The 19,031-nt window shown below is 44.2% G+C and carries 25 protein-coding genes; 19 read left to right on the top strand and 6 right to left on the bottom strand.

Annotated elements, in window-relative coordinates:
* Positions 1-804: CAP domain-containing protein (locus MHB63_21285; protein ID MEK3809072.1), on the top strand; the 804-nt coding region annotated here is incomplete at its 5' end.
* A gap of 195 nt (positions 805-999) precedes the next feature.
* Here MHB63_21285 and MHB63_21280 read toward each other — a convergent pair.
* Positions 1,000-1,482: a PaaI family thioesterase gene (locus tag MHB63_21280; GenBank protein ID MEK3809071.1), complete on the bottom strand. Its 483-nt coding sequence runs from the start codon at positions 1,480-1,482 to the stop codon at positions 1,000-1,002.
* Positions 1,483-1,653: 171 nt separating this feature from the next.
* Here MHB63_21280 and MHB63_21275 point away from each other — a divergent pair, with 171 nt between their 5' ends.
* From MHB63_21275 to MHB63_21260, 4 genes are all read left to right on the top strand, one after another.
* Entirely contained in the window at positions 1,654-2,049 is a 396-nt protein-coding gene (locus MHB63_21275; GenBank protein ID MEK3809070.1) for a YlbD family protein, read from the top strand.
* 15 nt (positions 2,050-2,064) lie between these two features.
* A complete protein-coding gene (locus tag MHB63_21270) occupies positions 2,065-2,304 on the top strand; it encodes a YlbE-like family protein (protein ID MEK3809069.1) in 240 nt (79 codons plus the stop codon).
* A gap of 102 nt (positions 2,305-2,406) precedes the next feature.
* Complete coding sequence (locus MHB63_21265) at positions 2,407-2,823, top strand: hypothetical protein (protein ID MEK3809068.1); 417 nt, start codon at positions 2,407-2,409, stop codon at positions 2,821-2,823.
* A 70-nt stretch (positions 2,824-2,893) separates the two neighbouring features.
* Positions 2,894-3,343 carry a YlbF family regulator gene (locus MHB63_21260; protein ID MEK3809067.1) on the top strand — a complete coding sequence of 150 codons (450 nt, stop codon included), beginning with the start codon at positions 2,894-2,896 and terminating at the stop codon, positions 3,341-3,343.
* A gap of 9 nt (positions 3,344-3,352) precedes the next feature.
* On the opposite strand, the gene MHB63_21255 is transcribed toward MHB63_21260, so the two are convergent.
* The gene (locus MHB63_21255) at positions 3,353-3,688 is read right to left on the bottom strand and encodes a hypothetical protein (GenBank protein MEK3809066.1); all 336 of its coding nucleotides are present in this window, start codon (positions 3,686-3,688) and stop codon (positions 3,353-3,355) included.
* A gap of 95 nt (positions 3,689-3,783) precedes the next feature.
* Between MHB63_21255 and MHB63_21250 the strand changes: the two genes are divergently transcribed.
* A complete protein-coding gene (locus tag MHB63_21250) occupies positions 3,784-4,056 on the top strand; it encodes a YlbG family protein (protein MEK3809065.1) in 273 nt (90 codons plus the stop codon).
* A gap of 60 nt (positions 4,057-4,116) precedes the next feature.
* Here the strand turns inward: MHB63_21250 and MHB63_21245 are convergent, their stop codons facing one another.
* On the bottom strand, positions 4,117-4,497 hold the full coding sequence (locus tag MHB63_21245; protein ID MEK3809064.1) for a methylthioribose kinase: 381 nt from the start codon (positions 4,495-4,497) through the stop codon (positions 4,117-4,119).
* Between the two features lie 380 nt (positions 4,498-4,877).
* Between MHB63_21245 and rsmD the strand changes: the two genes are divergently transcribed.
* The gene (gene rsmD / locus MHB63_21240; GenBank protein ID MEK3809063.1) at positions 4,878-5,447 is read left to right on the top strand and encodes a 16S rRNA (guanine(966)-N(2))-methyltransferase RsmD; all 570 of its coding nucleotides are present in this window, start codon (positions 4,878-4,880) and stop codon (positions 5,445-5,447) included.
* Position 5,448: 1 nt separating this feature from the next.
* Positions 5,449-5,931 carry a pantetheine-phosphate adenylyltransferase gene (coaD, locus tag MHB63_21235; GenBank protein MEK3809062.1) on the top strand — a complete coding sequence of 161 codons (483 nt, stop codon included), beginning with the start codon at positions 5,449-5,451 and terminating at the stop codon, positions 5,929-5,931.
* A 225-nt stretch (positions 5,932-6,156) separates the two neighbouring features.
* Here coaD and ylbJ read toward each other — a convergent pair whose 3' ends face one another.
* Positions 6,157-7,356 carry a sporulation integral membrane protein YlbJ gene (gene ylbJ / locus MHB63_21230; protein ID MEK3809061.1) on the bottom strand — a complete coding sequence of 400 codons (1,200 nt, stop codon included), beginning with the start codon at positions 7,354-7,356 and terminating at the stop codon, positions 6,157-6,159.
* Between the two features lie 156 nt (positions 7,357-7,512).
* Here ylbJ and MHB63_21225 point away from each other — a divergent pair, with 156 nt between their 5' ends.
* Together MHB63_21225 and MHB63_21220 are read left to right on the top strand one after the other, a co-directional pair.
* A complete protein-coding gene (locus MHB63_21225; GenBank protein MEK3809060.1) occupies positions 7,513-8,352 on the top strand; it encodes a patatin-like phospholipase family protein in 840 nt (279 codons plus the stop codon).
* Entirely contained in the window at positions 8,336-9,358 is a 1,023-nt protein-coding gene (locus MHB63_21220) for a SepM family pheromone-processing serine protease (protein ID MEK3809059.1), read from the top strand. The genes MHB63_21225 and MHB63_21220 overlap by 17 nt, the downstream gene beginning before the upstream one ends.
* Positions 9,359-9,439: 81 nt before the next feature.
* On the opposite strand, the gene MHB63_21215 is transcribed toward MHB63_21220, so the two are convergent.
* Positions 9,440-10,669, bottom strand: coding sequence for a nucleotidyltransferase (locus MHB63_21215; protein ID MEK3809058.1), 1,230 nt, complete (start codon positions 10,667-10,669; stop codon positions 9,440-9,442).
* A gap of 635 nt (positions 10,670-11,304) precedes the next feature.
* Between MHB63_21215 and MHB63_21210 the strand changes: the two genes are divergently transcribed.
* From MHB63_21210 to MHB63_21195, 4 genes are all read left to right on the top strand, one after another.
* The gene (locus tag MHB63_21210) at positions 11,305-11,826 is read left to right on the top strand and encodes a YceD family protein (GenBank protein ID MEK3809057.1); all 522 of its coding nucleotides are present in this window, start codon (positions 11,305-11,307) and stop codon (positions 11,824-11,826) included.
* Positions 11,827-11,898: 72 nt separating this feature from the next.
* Positions 11,899-12,072, top strand: a complete 174-nt coding sequence (gene rpmF / locus MHB63_21205; GenBank protein MEK3809056.1) for a 50S ribosomal protein L32 — start codon at positions 11,899-11,901, stop codon at positions 12,070-12,072.
* Positions 12,073-12,194: 122 nt separating this feature from the next.
* Positions 12,195-12,977: an enoyl-CoA hydratase/isomerase family protein gene (locus MHB63_21200; GenBank protein MEK3809055.1), complete on the top strand. Its 783-nt coding sequence runs from the start codon at positions 12,195-12,197 to the stop codon at positions 12,975-12,977.
* Between the two features lie 87 nt (positions 12,978-13,064).
* A complete protein-coding gene (locus MHB63_21195; protein MEK3809054.1) occupies positions 13,065-13,673 on the top strand; it encodes an RsfA family transcriptional regulator in 609 nt (202 codons plus the stop codon).
* Positions 13,674-13,708: 35 nt separating this feature from the next.
* On the opposite strand, the gene MHB63_21190 is transcribed toward MHB63_21195, so the two are convergent.
* The gene (locus MHB63_21190) at positions 13,709-14,188 is read right to left on the bottom strand and encodes an N-acetyltransferase (GenBank protein MEK3809053.1); all 480 of its coding nucleotides are present in this window, start codon (positions 14,186-14,188) and stop codon (positions 13,709-13,711) included.
* Positions 14,189-14,384: 196 nt separating this feature from the next.
* On the opposite strand from MHB63_21190, the gene MHB63_21185 reads away from it, so the two are divergent.
* From MHB63_21185 to MHB63_21165, 5 genes are all read left to right on the top strand, one after another.
* On the top strand, positions 14,385-15,719 hold the full coding sequence (locus tag MHB63_21185) for a biotin carboxylase N-terminal domain-containing protein (GenBank protein ID MEK3809052.1): 1,335 nt from the start codon (positions 14,385-14,387) through the stop codon (positions 15,717-15,719).
* A gap of 63 nt (positions 15,720-15,782) precedes the next feature.
* Entirely contained in the window at positions 15,783-15,998 is a 216-nt protein-coding gene (locus MHB63_21180) for an acetyl-CoA carboxylase biotin carboxyl carrier protein subunit (GenBank protein MEK3809051.1), read from the top strand.
* Between the two features lie 16 nt (positions 15,999-16,014).
* Positions 16,015-17,556 carry an acyl-CoA carboxylase subunit beta gene (locus tag MHB63_21175; protein ID MEK3809050.1) on the top strand — a complete coding sequence of 514 codons (1,542 nt, stop codon included), beginning with the start codon at positions 16,015-16,017 and terminating at the stop codon, positions 17,554-17,556.
* 167 nt (positions 17,557-17,723) lie between these two features.
* Positions 17,724-18,602 (top strand): 2-dehydropantoate 2-reductase, encoded by an 879-nt coding sequence (locus MHB63_21170; GenBank protein MEK3809049.1) that lies wholly within the window; start codon positions 17,724-17,726, stop codon positions 18,600-18,602.
* Positions 18,599-18,988 carry a DUF3397 family protein gene (locus MHB63_21165; protein ID MEK3809048.1) on the top strand — a complete coding sequence of 130 codons (390 nt, stop codon included), beginning with the start codon at positions 18,599-18,601 and terminating at the stop codon, positions 18,986-18,988. Before MHB63_21170 ends, MHB63_21165 begins: the two co-directional genes overlap by 4 nt.
* Positions 18,989-19,031 lie beyond the last annotated feature (43 nt).

Below are 19,031 nucleotides of genomic sequence, written 5' to 3'. Positions count from 1 at the left end.
TCTTCCTACGATTATGAATGGTGGATTTATAATCAGAATGACAGGCAATATCTGCAGGTTGGAGTAAAGGAAAATAAGGTTGTCACCGTTTATGCAATTGGACCTGATGTCAACGTGAATCCTTATAAGCTCGGACAGCCTGCCGGGGATGTTTTTAAAACAAACTCCATATCTTCAAGCATTTCCATTGATCTGAATGGCAGCTCCTACCGGTTTGAAATGTCGGAGGAAGATATGAACACGAGGCCTGTTGTGCAGATTGGTGATATTTTTGTTCAGCTTTATCTGGATAAATTTGATGGAGAACTGTCAAGCATCCGGGCTCTGGATAAAGAGACCCTCATCAAGCAGAGGCCGTACGAAGTGGTTTACAGAGGTGAACTTCTTGAACCCGCAGAACTGACAGATGAACAGTGGAAGGCGGTCGAAGAAGGCGCAGAAAAACAGATTCTGGATCTGACAAACGTGATCCGCGACAGGCACGGCGTACCGCCTGTAGAATGGGATCAAATGACTTCAGAGGTTGCTTTCGGTCACAGCAATGATATGCTCGTCAACAATTACTTCTCTCATGAATCACCGACTGAAGGGAGTCTTGGCGACAGACTGAAAGAAGGGGGAGTCACTTATCAGCTTGCGGGTGAAAATATTGCTGCCCAGTACATTGACGGCATTGCTGCGGTTGAAGGCTGGCTTAACAGCAAAGGCCACAGAGAAGCCCTGCTGAACCCTGAATTTACGAAGCTTGGTGTAGGTGTCAACGAGCTTTACTATACACAAAACTTTATCAGGCCTTTTGAATAAGGATAGAAAAGACATCCGGGAGGGATGTCTTTTCTTATGCTTTGCGGTATGCTCTTCGTTCGGCATAGGCTTTACACAGCCTGCACACATGGATTTTCTTCTGTTTTTCCCCAAGATAAACCTCTGAATTCTTCACTTTCTTTTTACAGAAATAACAGGTCTTTTTAAAAAATGGAAACATTGGATCCCCGCCTATTATGGAGTTGGTCTGTCGATGATAAAAAAGCTTGCTGTACAATGGGCCATTAATTTTCCGTCATCGCGGACAACTCTGCCTTCTGTCACAAGCGTTTTGCTGCCCCTGTGGATAAGAGTTGCGGTGCACGTGAGCTCTGAGCCGATGCCCGGAGCCACATAGTTAATCTTCATTTCAGACGTTACGGCTGCAAGATGACCCGGCAGGACGTGATGGACAAGAGAACCCATGGCAGAGTCAAGCAGAGTAGCGGTGATGCCTCCGTGCACAATCTCCAGTGAATTTTGAATTAAAGGGGTATTCGGTATTTTTAAAATAAATTCATTTTCCCGGTATTCCCCGCTTGGCGCAAGGAATGCTCCTATGTATGTACCGTTTTCTTTTTGCGCTTTCTTTTGCAGTCCCAAAAGAAACAGCTCGGCTGCTGGAAGATCCTCCTCCTTAATCTCGGCCAAAAGCTTCGCAATTTCTGCCTTTTCCATGTCTCAATCATCCTTTCTGTTCTGCTTTTATCTTATCAGCTGCTGCAAACTGAGCGCAATCAGGATTTTCCAGTGAAGGATGGAAAATACACTGCTTTTATAAAATTGGGCGAACCGATTGACCGTTTAAAAATAAAATAAAGCAGGCGAATGTAAGCAGAGGTGATCATAATGACTGAGAAAAAAGAACATCCATCTATTGCACAATTTAAAGAATTTGTAAAAAAACATCCAAAATTGATTTCAGAAGTCAGAAAAGGCGATAAAAAATGGCAGGAATTATTTGAAGACTGGTATCTGCTCGGAGAAAATGATGCTTCCTGGCAAAAATACAGGGAGGACGCGGCTGAGTCTGAAAGTGCAGAGGATAAAAAATCCGATTTTATGTCCCGAATGATGACAGCTGTTAAAAACATGGACGCAAATCAGATGAATCAGCATCTGTACAACATGAACAGCACAATCTCTTCCATTCAAAATCTGTTTTCAACATTCGGGCTGACAAAAGGTGCTTCATCCGGCCAGTCAAAAACGCAAAACAATCCTTTTTCGTTCAGAAAAGATTAAGCAGGAGCGGGTGAAATGAGAAAAGAAATTCAGGACATGATTGCAGCAGACAATGAATTAAAAAAGTTCCTGCGCGAGCAGCCGCAGTGGTACAGAAAGCTGTCGAGAAACCCGGGCGACACCGAATCGATGAAGCTTGCGATGATGAATTATTATCAAAAAACCATCCCGCACAAAGTAGCCCAATTTTCTAACTCCGTAAACATGGCTTCCATGATGCTCGGCATGCTTCAGTCCATGAGGCAGCAGGATTAATAGAAGAGAGGTCAGGTAAAGACTTTCTCTTCTATTTTCTTTTACCCGGACATATTTGGCTTCTTTCTGGTGAAACTACCGTGAGAAGGAGGCGTTGTTATTGTGAAACATTTTATTTGGCTGTTGATATTGGCTGCGGCTCTATCTGCATGTTCTAATGAAAAGCCCCGGCCTGAGGGGGAGGAAACGATCCCTATGGAAGTCAGCATGCTTGGCGATGAAGCGGTTGAAACAGCCGTTCAGCCGAGGCAGCTGAATGTCACTCATCATGTAAAGGGAAGCAATGTATACATAGAATGCTACATCCCTAATTTTTCCTTTTCGGATAAGCGCGGGGAAAAGGTTAACGGAGAAGGCTATCTAAATCTGTATATAGACGGAAAAAAAACAGATGAAATTCATACAGCTGCTTTTATCATTAAAGGACTGGACAAAGGAACCCATACGATTTATATAGAAGTGCTCCACAACGATTCTTCCCGTTATCATCTGAAAAAGACGTGGAACGTCACAATCTGATGCAGGACGAGCCGCTCCATTTACCATTGAGGCGCAAACATGGTAGAATGTAGATTGAGGTGATGTTTCTATGCTAGCTACAATGGAAAGCGTTCAATTGCTCGATGAAGCTGAGCTTCTTGGTGCATTAGTTGTACAATCAGAAATTGCGGAAGATTACCGCCGCACTTTAGATACATTAAGAAAAGACAAATCAGCACAGAAAGTGATTGCGCGTTTTGTTGAGATAAAGAATTTATATGAGGATGTTCAGCGTTTTGGAAAATACCATCCCCAATATAAAGAAATAACAAAAGCGATGAGAGATGCTAAACGGGAGCTCGATCTCCATGATGCAGTGGCTGCTTTCAAAAAAGCGGAGAAAGAACTGCAGAATCTTCTCGATGAGATCAGCGTTGAACTTGGCACAGCCGTGTCACAGAATATTAAAGTGCCGACCGGCAATCCTTTCTTTGATTCCGGTTCAAGCTGCGGGGGCGGATGTGGCTCCGGCGGGTCGTGCGGCTGCAAAGCATCATAAAAGCGAGGCTCAGCCTCGTTTTTTATGTCTGTTTTTTAAACGGATGCAGTCATCGCATAAATTACCGCAGCAAAACATCTTTTCCTGGGGCACATAAAAACGGTGGCGGAATACATAAAGATTTTTATCTTCTCTGACAAAAACGGTTTCAGCCGTCAGCCTTTTGCCGCGCATGGCAGTCCGTGCCGACTTCTCAATCAGTAAGGCAAGCTCATCTGCTGATGCATTCCCTTTGCACGCAATATAAAGAAACGGGATGCCTGCTGTTTTTTTAACCGAGCACGCAAGGCGTTTGTCCTCATTCATAAGCTGCAGGAACAGCTGAAACGTCTGCTCAAGATCCAAATTGGCCAGCTCCTTTCGGGAAAGCTGCGTATTGTAAAAAAATTAGAAAATTGTTACACTTCAAGTGGAGAATATAAAAAGGGAGAATATGAACGATGTTTGATAAGCGTCAAGGCATAATTATATGGATGCATTCGTTAAAGCAGATTAAAATGCTCCGCAAATTCGGCAACATCCACTACGTTTCAAAAAAATTAAAGTATGTCGTCTTATATTGTGACATGGAGCAAGTTGAACATACAATCGAAAAGGTTTCTTCCTTTTCATTCGTCAAGCATGCTGAACCGTCATATAAGCCCTTTCTTAAACTGGAGTTTGAATCGAAGATTGATAAAGCAAAAGAATATGACTATAAACTTGGCTTGTAAGAGAAAGCGCAGTCCTGACGGCTGCGCTTTTTTTATCTGTTTACGGGATAAGTCCTGCGTTTATTGCCAGGCAGGAAGGTATCTGTTCATTCTGAGAATGCCTGTCAGATACTGATAATATAAATCTTTTTCAGCAAACTCACCAGAAGATTTCACATTAAGTTCAATCATCGGTTTTGCGAGAGATTCGGAGAGTTCCTGAAATAATTGGCGGCGCTTCGTTTCTCCCGCAGGAATTCCTTCAAGGCATAAATAAATGGCCTGAAATTGGCCCGGATCAGTTGGTTCCATAACAACGGCAAAGGAAGACATGCTCCGTCCTTCAATAGTTGTCTCCAATAGCAAGAATCTTGAAACGCGGTGCGCATTTGCTTTAGTTGTTTCAATCAGTTCATAAAGATCGGAAAATCCTGCTCCCAGTTCAATAAAGCGCTGAATCATGTGTGTTTTTCCTCCTGTTCGTGCTTTCTTCCCATAATGTATCACTTTTTTGAGGTGCCCGGTAGGTCAAGCTTTTATTTTCTTAAGAAAAAACGCAGATGAGATGTATAGTGCGCGGACGATTAGTGGATAATGGTAGTAACAACATCGATCGAGATGTTGTTGCCAACCGCGGAGAAGACTTACGTTTCCCCATAAGTTCTTCCTCCGGTTTCTCCTCTCCCTTTGCCTTCTGCCCAAAAAAAGCGTGCTTTTTTTGGTTCAGAAGGACCCCGCAGGATGCCTGCGGGGTTTTTTTAATGCATTTGCCCATTCTCTATGGTACGATAAAACAGGCTGTTTTCATGCAGTAAAGACATAAAATGACAGTGGTGAAAAAGATGAGAGTAGTTTCTGGGAGCTGTAAGGGCCGCCCGCTTAAGGCTGTACCGGGTACGTCAACGCGCCCGACAACAGATAAAGTGAAAGAATCCATTTTTAATATCATCGGGCCTTATTTTGACGGAGGTCTTGCTGTTGACCTGTTTGGAGGAAGCGGAGGTCTTGGGATCGAGGCGCTGAGCAGGGGAATGGATACGTGCATATTTGTAGACAGAGAAGCAAAAGCAGTCGCAACTATACATAAAAATTTAGAAGCCTGCCGCTTTCAAAGTCAGGCTGAGGTTTACCGGAATGATGCAGAGAGAGCACTGAAAGCGATGGCGAAAAGAGAGCTGTCATGTGAGCTCATGTTTTTGGATCCGCCGTATAAGAAACAAAAATTGAAAGCGCTTATCGAATTGATAGACGAGCTTAATCTTGTGAAGACAGGCGGCATCATTGTGGCTGAGCATGATCATGATGTTGAATTGCCGGAAACAATCGGATCCTTTGTGATGACGAGGAAAGAAACATACGGCATCAGCGGGGTATCCATCTTTGCACACACAGAAAAAGGGACGGGGGAGTAAGATGGCGAGCATTGCAGTTTGTCCGGGAAGCTTTGATCCTGTGACATACGGACACTTGGATATTATTAAACGGGGAGCAAAAGTTTTTGATCATGTTTATGTGTGCGTCCTGAATAATTCTTCTAAAAATCCGCTCTTTAATGTGGATGAGCGCATCGAGCTTTTGCAGGAAGTGACAAAGGATATGCCGAATGTCACGGTGGAGTCGTTCAAAGGCCTTCTGATTGAATATGCCAACAGCAAAAAAGCAAGCACGATCTTAAGAGGGCTCCGTGCAGTATCGGATTTTGAATATGAGATGCAGATCACATCCATGAACAGGGTGCTTGATGAGAATGTTGAGACCCTTTTCATGATGACGAACAATCAGTATTCGTTCCTGAGCTCAAGCATTGTAAAAGAAGTGGCCAAGTACAGGGGAGATATTTCAGAGCTTGTTCCAAAAGCGGTTGAACGCGCCCTTAAACAAAAATTCAATAAATAAAATCAAGAGGTCTCATGAATTGAGGCCTCTTTTTTTGTTGTAAAGGAAATTAGAAAGTGTAAAGGTTGTGGAAAACATAACAAAGTTATCATCGGCAAGCGGAAGCGCCTAAATCCTCTGTCAGAACAAATCCGTCAAAAAAGGCGGGAACCGGACTTTTCCGCCGGATTCTTATCTGCCTATCGGAGCGGGCCTTGGCGCTTGCGCTTTTGTTCTGCAGATCCTTCAATTTCTCTGAAGCATTCTTTTAGCGTAGATGATGATATAGACAGATAGAGAGAAAAGCGTAATGACCGGACCTGTTTCCATAAGCACGGACCAGACGGAACCAAGCACAACCGGCGCATCTTCTCTTAAAAATACCGGGATGACGGACACCTCTGAACCTGAAACTCCCAAATACAGCGGTTTCCAGAAGAGCCATGCAAAAAATGCCGCATAAACGCCCTGCAGGATCCTTGCAGCAAAAAACGGCTGAAAACGGATATCCGTATCAGCAAGGATACTTGCCACCTGTGCCTGGATGGATAATCCGCTGAAGCCAAGCATAAAGCTGACGGCAATTGCCTTTTGAAGCAAGTCTGTGTCAACCGTGCTCACAAGCTGACTGCCAAGAGTCATCTCAAATAAACCTGATACGAGGGGAAGACCAAGAGAAGCCGATAAATGAACAGAAGCGAGAATAAGGCTGAATCCTGCAGCAGCTGCATCTGTCAGAGATAAAAGGGATAATAGTTTGTTTATGACGGAAAATAAGATAATAAAGCCGCCTACCATTAAAAGCGTCTGGATGGATGAAAGAACCGCGTCGCCAAGCATTTTGCCGATCGGGCGCTGATCTTCCATCCGAGTTCTGTGCATTTCTTCAAAAGCTTCTTTAATGGACGGGATCTTTCTTGATTTGTCCTGGTTTTCAGATTCGCTGTCCCTGCCGTGAAACCTCATCGTAAGACCTACTGCAAGATTTCCGGAGTAGTGGGCAGCTGCAAGCAGGAGACCAAGTGCCTGATTGTTGAAAAAACCGATCGCTACAGCACCGAATATGAACAGGGGATTTGATGAGTTTGTAAAGGAAACGAGCCGCTCGGCTTCTCCTGCAGTAAGCTGCTGTTTTTTCCTCATCTCTGCAGTCAGTTTAGCGCCTGCGGGAGACCCTGAAGCCCAACCCATCGCCCAGACAAACCCGCCAATGCCGGGCACTCTGAACAGCGGCCGCATAACTGGTTCAAGAAGTACGCCGATAAAGGCGACAACCCCGAAGCCGGTCAATAGCTGGGAGAGAATGAAAAAGGGAAGAAGAGACGGAAAAACAACTCCCCACCATAATTCTAGCCCTGTTTTAGAAGCAGTAAAGGAAACCTTTGGGCTTATGATCATGGCAAATGCAAGGATGAAAAGCGAGCATCCAAGCACGAGTGTCTTCATTTTAGATGAATTCAACATGCGTCCCCCTCTTGCTTCTTTCTATACTTTTGAAAGCAGGAAGTGATAAAATAAAATCAGACTACCTGCAGGGTTGTACACTCTTTGATACTTCAATATACGAGAATAGGGGACCGTTTTAGACCATAGAATTGACTAATGAACGAATTGACATCAGAGGAGGGTATCTCTTTGAAAAGAGAACCTAAAATTGGTCTTGCACTCGGATCCGGGGGAGCGCGGGGGTTTGCACATCTCGGAGTACTGAAAGTATTAAACGATGAAGGAATACCTGTCAATATGATTGCCGGAAGCAGCATGGGCGCGCTTGTCGGCAGTTTTTATGCAACGGGGCTCGGATTTGAGCATTTATATAAACTTGCAGTGATGTTCAAACGGAAATACTATCTTGACTTTACTGTGCCGAAAATGGGGTTCATTGCCGGAAACCGCGTCAAGGAATTTATCCGCGTTTTTACAAGAGGGATGAATATCGAAGATCTCGAAATACCGCTGTCTATCGTGGCAACGGATTTGTACGAAGGAAAAAAAGTCATTTTTACCAAAGGGCCTGTGGCAGATGCAGTGAGGGCAAGCATTGCGATTCCAGGCATATTTGTTCCTGAAAAAATTGACGGCAAACTGCTCATCGACGGCGGAGTGATTGATCGCATTCCTGTATCGGTTGTCAAGGAAATGGGGGCTGATCTCGTCATTGCTGTGGACGTTTCCCGCGTGAAAAAGACAGAAGAAATTACATCCATCTTTGATGTTATTCTGCAAAGCCTTGATATTATGCAGGATGAACTTGTTCATCACCGGAAAATTGCTTCTGACATTATGATTCGTCCGCATGTCGAGCAGTACAGTTCCAAAGCATTTAAAAACATTAAAGAAATCATTGAAATTGGTGAAAACGAAGCAAAAAAGCATGTAGAGGAAATAAAATTGCTTATAGAGAGCTGGAAGGGGTCTCAGCAGGATGAAGAAGAATACTAAACTGGTAAGAGCGATCCTTATAGGGATCATTCTGGCAGCGGTGCTGAATTTTATAAAGCTTCCTTTTTATATAACGAAGCCCGGAATGGCTACGGAGCTTGAGCCGATTATTGAAGTGGAGGGGGGCTATGAGGAGGAAGGCAGCTTTTCCCTTACAACCGTAGGTTTTGGGAGAGCCAACCTCTTCTCTTATGCCATAGCTTCTGTGTTCCCGTATCACGAAATCCTTCCTCTTGAGGACGTTGTCCAGGAAGGTGAATCAGATGATGAGTACCTGAACCGGCAGCTTCATATGATGGAATCATCACAGGAATCAGCAGTTGCTCTGGCTTATGAAAAAGCCGGCAAAAAAGTAGATTATCTGTTCAGGGGAATTTACGTCATGCAGGTGGTAAAAGACATGCCTTCTGAAGGCAAGCTGAAAAACGGCGACAGAATTTTTGAAGTTGACGGCAGCGAATTTAAAACAGCTGAAGAATTTATTGCATATGTCGGCAAAAAGAAAAAGGGCGATACAATCGCAATTACATACGAACGCAATGGGAAAAAAGGAAAAACAGAGATTGTAGCCGATACCTTCCCGAACGATCCGAAAAAAGTGGGAATAGGCATATCTCTTGTAACAGACAGGGAAATTGAAACGGATCCGGACATTACGCTTGATACAAGCAATATTGGCGGGCCTTCGGCAGGACTGATGATGTCGCTTGAAATTTATAATCAGCTGACAAAAGAGGATTTTACAAAAGGCTATCAAATTGCAGGAACCGGAACGATTGACGATAAAGGAACGGTGGGGCCAATCGGAGGAATCTCGCAAAAAATTGTTGCTGCTGATAAATCGGGTGCAGATATCTTCCTGGCACCAAATCAAGAGGGCATTGAAACATCAAATTACAGGGAAGCGGTCAAGACGGCAAAAGAAATAGGCACGGAAATGAAAATCGTTCCTATAGACACCTTTAACGACGCAATCGCTTATCTGGAAAAGCTGGACGAGAAATAAAACGGGTGTCAGCACGTGAAAAAAAACCACGCAGCATTTCTGCGTGGTTTTTATGTAGATAAGCCTCAACTGCACTAAGTTCTACAAAAAACAGCCTTTCTCCCTGTCATACTGAATTGGCCTAGTGGAATATTCCCGTTTTATACACTGGGACCTCAGCGGTTCAGGCAGGATCATCGCATGAACGGCAGAAGCTTTGATGTCAAGATCAAGCAGCGGGTGGCTGAATGATGAGAGAACAGAAACGAGCGGTGTCTCCAGGTTTTTTTTCACACTGTTCAAGTAGGACCTGCCTGCGTCCGACATTCCGAGCAGCCTTAAATAGGGGGCGCGTCCGCCTGCCTGCTGCATTTGATCTTTCGTTGTCCGTGTTAAAAGATGAAGGCACATCCGCTGAAGTCTTGTCCACGTATATCGTTTCGTTTTAAGCTGTTCCATAAAATCTTTAAAAGATTCCGCCTGCGTCATCACAGATTTGACCCTGTTTTCAAGGCCTTCCTCAACTTCATAGATTTGTCTCATTTCTTCCATGCTCATCGTGCAGACCGTATACTTCAGCAGGTCAAAATAGTCTTCCCAGTGATGAAGAACCCCGTGCTCTGATTCATACTCGCGCAGAAGCTCGTTTGTAGACGATGGAACAAACCGGCTGATATCCTTCTGTTCATCTGAAAAAAGCGCTTTTCTTATACTTGTAGCACTTGCGATCGGAGAAGAGTTAAAATCTTCATCATGATAGCCTGCGGCGGTCCGTTTAATCGTAAGAGGACGTATGGATGCTTTCTGCTTTTGAATCGCACGGACATACTGAAACCCCAGAATATTATTCGGAAGAGACAGATCAAGCGGGCGTGAATCCGTTTCAAGGGCAAGAAATGCTGAGGTCTGGGCACTGGGATAGCTCATGCCCTCTTTCATAAACTGTTTAACCAGCTGCTGATACTCTGCATGATGGCTGTTCAGCAGCTCGGCTGTTTCAAGAAAAGGAGAGATCTCCCCGTTTTCACTGCCGAAGCATACACTGCTGCATCCGAGCGCTTCAAGAATGGAAATGGCCCCATCAGCAAAGGTTTCAGCTTTTTGAGTTGCGTAGGCATAAGGGAGTTCAATCACAAGATCTGCACCCTGCTTTAATGCCATTTTTGTACGCGCCCATTTTGAGACAAGCGCAGGCTCGCCACGCTGAAGAAAATTGCCGCTCATCACGGCAATCACTGCATCTGCCTCAGAAGCCGTTTTCGAAGCCTCAAGATGATAAAGGTGTCCGTTATGAAACGGATTATACTCCACAACCAATCCAACCGCTTTCAAGTGGGCATGCCTCCAAACCAAATGTTTTACATAAATCATGTCGCCTGAAGCGGAGGAAGTCAAGTTCTGTTCTTGTAAAAGCTGTTTTGGTGCTTCGTAGAGATGGGTTTGAAGCTTATTTTAGCAAACATGATGGTTATGACCGTTTAGTGAATAGTACTGGAGCTGAAGGGTTAAAACAAAGTCGCTTATGACCCTTCAGAGAGAAGCAACAGAGCTGAAGGGTTAAAACAAAGTCGCTTATGACCCTTCAGAGGAAAGCAACAGAGCTGAAGGGTCAAAATAGAGCCGCATATGACCCTTCAGAGAGAAGCAACAGAGCTGAAGGGTAAAACAAGGTGGCTTATGACCCTTTAGAGGAAAGCATCAGAGCTGAAAGTTCAAAACAAAGCCTCAATTGCTCCTTCAGATAGAGACCTCAGAGCTGAACGGTCAAAACAAGATTGTGTTTGACCATACAATGAAAACTGCGTGATAAAATTTCTCCAGACGGCTGACATAAAAAAATATGTTTTTTGCCCTGAATATTTTGCTTTAAATGCTTATTCATGTATACTAAACACTGTAAAGAAAAAATATTGACAAATATTATTGCGAAAGCTATAATTACCTTTGTTGCCTTGAGGTGATACCATATGAAATGGTCTATTAATGAATTGAACAAACTGCAAAACAAGGGACTGCAGATTGATGAAACGATCCAGTTAACCGATATGAAAGGCGCTCTTTCTGAGGTCCGCGATATTTCTCCGGTCTCAGTAACAGGCAGAGCCGATCTTGGCTCTTCAAAAGCTGTCTTTCATCTGACGCTTGCCGGCACGCTGATTCTCCCTTGTGCAAGAACGCTGGTGGATGTTCCATTTTCGTTCGAAATTCATACAACTGAAACGTTTTTATTAAAACCGAATGCAGACTTCGAGATGGAAGAAGATGTCCATCACGTTCAGGAAGATATCGTTGACTTAATACCTGTTATTAAAGAAAACATTCTTTTGGAAGTGCCGATGCAGGTTTTTAGCGATTCTGTTGAAGAAAACGATCAGGCTGCCCCGCAAGAGGGAAAAGATTGGAAAGTGATCTCTGAAGAAGAGAACAAAAACAAGATTGACCCAAGACTTGCCGGGTTATCGAAATTTTTCGATGATCAAGACAGCTGATGCTATTGTTTAGCACTTATATATAGGCTGTTACACACTGTTTTAACGAAACTCTGTAAGGAGGTGGGAATAATGGCTGTACCTTTTAGAAGAACTTCTAAAACAAGAAAGAGACTGCGTCGTACACACTTCAAATTGCAAGTGCCTGGTATGGTAGCATGCCCAAACTGTGGTGAAGTGAAATTAGCTCACCGCGTATGTAAAGAATGTGGAACATACAAAGGAAAAGAAGTTGTAAGCAAATAACAGCTTCATTAAAAACGCAAGGATCCTAATGGATTCTTGCGTTTTTTGTGTTTTTGCTGGTTTGAGTCCCCGCCCTCCTATAAAATAAGAGTGGAGATAAAAACGGCAAGAAGGGGATGCATATGGGGAAAGTAACAACAGTCGAAAGCGGGGGCATCCTTCAGGTTACGATAAACAGGCCTGAACGGAGAAATGCCATAGATTTTGATGTCATGAATGAACTTAGCCAGATTCTTACCGGCGCACTGCATAATGAAAGAATTCTTGCACTGACGATAACCGGCAGCGGGACAAAGGCTTTTTGCTCAGGCGGAGACCTTTCCGTTTTTCATGCGCTTGAGTCGGAGGGGGAAGCATTTGAAATGCTGTCACGAATGGGTGATATTCTTTATCGGATCGCTGTTTTTCCTCTGCCGGTCTTTGCCCTTATTAACGGCACAGCTGTCGGGGGCGGAATGGAGATTGCTGCGGCTGCTGATTTCAGGCTGGTCAGTGAAAGTGCCGAACTCGGCTTTATTCAGGGCAGGCAGGCAATCACGACCGGCTGGGGAGGCGGCACGCTGCTGTTTGAAAAAATGCAGCATGATGCTGCCATGACGCTGCTGATGAGCGGAAGAAAAATAGGGGCAGTAAAAGCAAAAGAACTGGGATTTGCTTCAGAAGTTCTTGAAGCTTCCGATTTTGAATCCAAAGCGCTGCACTATGTAAAAGAGTCGCTTGTATCTTTTCCGCCTGTGCTGAAAGCTTATAAGCAAATGCAGGTTGAAAAGTGGATGGCAACAGGGCTCAGGGACCGTATGAACAAAGAAATCCGCCAGTGTGCGAAGCTTTGGACAGGTGAAGAACATATGCGCCTGGTGCAGAAGTTCCTCGCCAAAAGTGAGACGGCAAAAAAGAGCTTGTAAGTCATCGATTAAAACATTGTCAATTAGTCTATCTACTCTAGCAGGCGCATAAGTATGTAAAAAATGCGCATTGAGGGGGAACAGACAATGACGACTACACGGCAGGATGCCTGGACACAGGATGAGGATTTAATGCTTGCAGAGATTGTACTCAGACAGATCAGGGAAGGCGGCACGCAGCTTGCTGCATTCGAAGATGTCGGCAGAAAATTGTCCAGAACGGCAGCTGCATGCGGCTTCCGCTGGAATTCGTATGTCAGAAAGCAATATAAATCTGCAATTGAGATTGCCAAGACGCAGCGTAAACAGCTGCGCAGCCAGGAATCGAACAGCCAGCCTCAAAAACAGGCTGCAAACACAGGTGATCATGAGCATGCTGAAGCGGGCGCATTGACGTTCCAGGATGTCATCTCCTTTCTGCAAAACTATGAGAACTCAGAGAATGCAGCAGAGCTCAAGAGTGAAATTGAAAAACTGGCTCAGCGCATAAAGCAGCTTGAACTTGATCTTGAGCAGGCAAAGTCAGAAAAAGAAACCATTCATAATAATCTTAAAATGGTGGAAGAGGATTATATTATGCTGATTGAAATGATGGAAAAAGCGAGAAACATAGCTGTTATGAGAGATGATGAACGAAGCAGAAAGGTGAATTTTCAATTGGACCGAAACGGAAAAATAGAACGGACAGAAAAATAAGAAATGACCGCTGACAAGCGGTCATTTCTTATTTATTAAGCAGGTTCGCCTTTCTGCTCTGACACCCCTTCAGGATACCAAACGAGAGGATTTTCTCCCTTATCCCGCTCCATATCATACGTAACTGGCTCAAATCCCATCCTTGACCAGAACTCCCCTGATTTCACGCGCGGATTTGTTTTAATCGGCACACCATAGGATTTTGCATATTCAACAAGCGCCGTGCCGCATCCCTTTCGTTTGTAATCAGGCAGAACTTCAAGCTTCCAAAGCTCCAGATAATCCTGTTTAGGTTCAAAGTAAACATCAAACCTTTTATCAACACGGTAGAGACTCATGCGGGCAACAAGCTTATCCCCGAAGTAAATCCCGTAAAATGGTGAATTGCTGTCATTTTCAATGATATTGTCCTGAAGATCGTCAAGCATGGAGAGCTCCTGAAGCCCGTACTCTTTGAACTTCTTAAATTCTTCCAGCGTTTTAAAATTTATTAATAATTTTTCTACCTTAAACATGGTTTATGCCCCCTTGCAGCCTATGAATCTTGCGTTTAAGATCATTAAAAAAGGTAAAGCTTTGCATTTATTATACCATGCTCAGAAAATTAAGAAAGGTTTTCGTATGCGTTTTCATTTTTCGGGAAGGAATCTTTAAAAAGATGGAGAAATGTACTTAGTGGGGATTTTCTTATCATCATGGGAGGGGAGAATGTTGAAGAAAATTTTAATTGCAAACAGGGGAGAAATTGCGCTCCGGATTATGAAAACGTGTCAAAAAATGGGGGTAGAAACGGTAGCTGTTTATTCTGATGCAGATGAAGGACTGCCTTTTGTAAAGGCTGCTGATTATGCATTCAGGATCGGTGAAGCGCCTGTAGCGAAATCTTACTTATTAAAAGATGATATTTTAAACATAGCAGTCCGTGAAAAAGTGGATGCCATTCACCCCGGATATGGTTTCTTGTCTGAGAATACGGAGTTTGCCCAGGCGGCAGAGGCCAGGGGGATAAAATTTATTGGCCCGAAGTCTGAGACACTTGCCATAATGGGGGACAAAGTAGCGGCAAGGAAAGCAATGAAAGAAGCAGGTGTTCCTGTCGTGCCGGGAAGCTCAGGCCTTGCTGATATGGACGAAGCATGCGCATATGCTTCTGAGATTGGCTATCCGGTCATGCTGAAAGCAAGCGGAGGCGGCGGAGGAATCGGCATGCAGCGCTGCGATGACGAGGAAGCCCTGAAAAAATCCTTTGCTTCCGTCAAAACGAGAGCAAAAGCCTACTTTGGAAATGATGATGTGTTTATTGAAAAATTCATTTCAGAAGCAAGGCATATTGAGATTCAGCTTTTTGGAGATGAGTCTGGGAATGTTGTGCACATGTTTGAGCGGGATTGTTCTGTTCAGCGCAGAAACCAGAAAGTGGTGGAAGAATCACCGTCGCCTCATCTGTCTGAAGCAACCCGAGAAAAAATGTGCGCTGCTTCAGTTGCTGCAGCCATTCATGCAGGATACATAAATGCCGGTACGATTGAATTTATTGTGGATGAAGAAGAAAATTTTTATTTTCTGGAAATGAATACAAGACTCCAGGTGGAGCACAGGGTTACAGAAGGAATAACAGGAATTGACCTTGTTGAATGGCAGATCCGGACAGCGGCAGGGGAAAAGCTTCCATCCATGCAGCCGGAGATCACAAAAGAGGGCCATTCCATCCAGTTCAGGCTCTATGCAGAAGATCCTGTGAAATTCATTCCGTCACCAGGCTTAATTAAAGCGTTTACATTTAAAGAAATGGACGGAGTCATTGTCGACTGTGCTTATGCAGAAGGGGATACAGTTACACCATTTTATGATCCGCTTGTTGCAAAAATCATTGTGACCGGTGAAAACCGTCCGGATGCTTTAGCTAAAGCCGAGACATTTTTGAACGGAGTTAAAATAGAAGGAATTAAAACCAATCTGCCGTTATTTTTGACGATTTTATCAAACAGTCAATTTAAAAAGGGCATATACAGCACGTCCTTTCTGCAGACTGCCGTATTGGCATAAGAATGTGCGGAAAGGCTTTAACATGAAAAAAGTAACCAAACACCATGAATGGAGGATTTAAACATGATCGAAATTAAAGCAAGTATGGCAGGAACTGTTTTGCATGTATTAGTGGCAGCAGGTGATGAAGTAGCGGCTGGACAAGATGTGATCATGCTTGAGTCAATGAAAATGGAGATCCCCCTCGACAGTCCGGAGAACGGCACAGTGGAAGAGGTAAAAGCAGAAGCCGGGGATTTTGTTAACGAAGGCGATGTTCTGCTTGTTTTAAAACCGTAATGAGGAGGGATTCCAAATGATGAAAGTTGATGAACTTGAAAAATTGCTGAAAGAAAAGACAGCTGAAATCGAAGCCGGTGGACACCCTAAATATCACGAAAAACTGAATGCCCAGGGCAAGCTGTTTGTCAGGGAACGGCTGAACAGGCTATTTGACAACGGAAAGTATACAGAAGACGGCAAATTTGCCAATAATCAGGCAGGCGACCTTCCATCTGATGGAGTTGTGACCGCTGTCGGAAAAATAAACGGAGAAACCGTATGCGTGATGGCCAATGACTCGACGATCAAAGCGGGATCATGGGGAGCCAGAACCGTTGAAAAAATCATCCGCATTCAGGAAACGGCAGAAAAATTGAAAGTGCCTCTCCTTTATTTAGTGGATTCTGCAGGAGCCAGAATCACGGATCAAATTGATATGTTCCCGAACCGCCGCGGCGCAGGCAGAATTTTTTACAATCAGGTAAAGCTGTCCGGCAGCATTCCGCAAATCTGTCTTCTCTTTGGGCCTTCAGCTGCGGGGGGAGCTTATATTCCTGCTTTTTGCGATATTGTGATTATGGTTGACGGGAATGCTTCCATGTACCTTGGCTCACCGCGCATGGCAGAGAAAGTAATCGGGGAAAAAGTTTCGCTTGAGGAGATGGGCGGAGCGAGAATGCACTGTTCAGTGAGCGGATGCGGTGACGTTCTTGTGAAAACAGAAGAAGAGGCGATCCTTGAAGCAAGACGCTATTTGACGTACTTCCCGCAAAACTATCTGAGCGTGACGAAAGAAGCAGAACCCGTTTTGCCAAAGCAGGGCAGACCGCTTACGGAAATTGTGCCGCACAATCAAAATGCTCCGTTTGATATGTATGAATGCATTGATTCACTTATTGATGCAGGCAGTTTTTTTGAAATCAAACGGTTATTTGCTCCTGAAATCATCACTGGATTCGCCAGACTGAACGGGAAAGTCGTGGCCATTATCGCGAATCAGCCGAGGGTGAAAGGTGGCGTGCTTTTCGTGGATTCTGCCGACAAAGCGGCAAAATTCATGCAGCTGGCAGATGCTTTCCACATTCCGCTCCTGTTCCTTGCCGATGTGCCGGGTTTCATGATTGGAACAAAAGTGGAGCGCGCCGGGATTATCCGGCACGGGGCAAAGATGATTGCAGCGATGAGTTCGGCAACTGTGCCTAAAATTTCCGTGATTGTGAGAAAAGCATACGGTGCGGGACTTTATGCAATGGCTGGCCCTGCTTTTGAAACAGATTGTGTGATCGCCCTTCCAACTGCGCAGATCGCCGTTATGGGTCCTGAAGCAGCGGTGAATGCCATCTACTCAAACAAAATAAATGAAATAGAGGATCCAAAAGAAAGAATGAAGTTTGTTCTGGAAAAGCAGCAGGAATACAAAGAAAATATTGATATTTATAAGCTCGCATCAGAAATGATTGTGGATGATATTGTTTCTGCTGATAAGCTGAGAGAAGAGCTGATCTCAAGATTTTCCCTTTATGAAACAAAAGCAATTCCATTCGGCGAACGCAAGCATCCGGTCTATCCGGTCTGATTACACACAAGCCAGCCAAGAGCTGGCTTGTTTTCTTTTATTTGGTGAAAATTTCCCCTAACAGGCGGCGGAATAGCTTTCCCCTAACAGGCGGCGGAATAGCTATAGGAACATTTTGACTATTTTGTTATGATAAAGAAACGAATGAGAAACGGTGGGATGCATATATGGAGATTGGCATTATCGGCTCAGGCTCTGTGGGAATGCTCTGTGCAGCTTACTTGGCTAAAGAGCACAGAGTCACAGTTTACACGAGAAGAAAAGAACAGTCAGACCTGATCAATGAAAAAGGATTAATCCTTCTGCAGGGAGATCAGAAAACAACTGTCAAAGATGTGAAAGCATGTTCCGGCAAGGACTTCAAAGAGCCGTTGCTGATGATAGCCGTCAAGCAGTATCAGCTTGGCGATGTTCTTCCTTCATTGAAAGAAATCAAAGAAAGGAAAAACCTCCTGTTTCTGCAAAATGGCATGTCTCATATCCCTCTGCTGAAATCTCTTGATGGACATAATGTCTATATCGGCTCTGTTGAGCATGGATCTTTAAAGTCGGGTGATGCGACTGTCGCGCATACGGGTGCGGGTGTCATTAAAGTCAGTTCTCTGTTCCCTGATCAGCCTCCTCTACCACTTACGGCCCTTGATTCAGAACGTTTCCCGTTTGAAGCTGTTAAGGACTGGAGAGAAGCACATTCAAGAAAGCTGCTTGCAAATGCAGTTATTAATCCGCTGACAGCCCTTTTAAAAGTGAAAAACGGTGAGCTTATTGAAAGCCCTCATTACAGAAGGATGGCTAAATCTGTATTTAAAGAAGCTATCGGGATTTTAGATATGTCTGATGAAAATGCAGAGTGGGAAAAGGTAATGGAGATTTGCAGAAGGACGGCGGAGAACAGGTCATCCATGCTCAGGGATGTGGAAGCATCCCGAAAAACAGAAATTGACGGGATTATCGGCTATTTGCTTGATGAGGCAAAAAAGCACAATAAGCCGGTTCCGCTGCTTGAATTTTTGTATCATGCTGTTAAAGGCGGAGAAAAGGAATGATCGGCGAGTGGTTCATCAATCTCGCAGCATTTGCCGTGTCTCTTCCGTTGCTAACTTTCCTCATTCTGGTCGCTGTTTTATCAGCGGTAACGGGAAATGTAAAAAGGGGCATGCTGTATGCAGCAGATGCTGCTGTCGTTCTGTTTGCGCTCTCCATTTATTTTAAATTGCTTGTTTTATCTGATACATCTGTTTATGGAGGTGTTTTTCTGTTTCTGCTGGTTGTGATGTTTGCTGTCCTCATTTATATGATAAGATCCAGCTCATCTGTTCCGCTGTCAAAAGCCTTTAAAAAGTGCTGGCGATTTTCTTTTCTGATTCTCCTTCCGCTCTCAACCATTCTTGCGGTATTCGGAGCATTAAGAGGGATACTTGAATATATCTGAAGGTGCAGGCAAAGTCTTTTTCTTTTCAGCCGGATAAATGCTA

This window comes from Bacillus sp. FSL H8-0547, from assembly GCA_038002745.1.
GTDB lineage: Bacteria > Bacillota > Bacilli > Bacillales > Bacillaceae > Bacillus_P.
The sequence above is the reverse complement of the archived record's forward strand: the minus strand, read 5'-3'. Positions and strand labels throughout refer to the sequence as shown.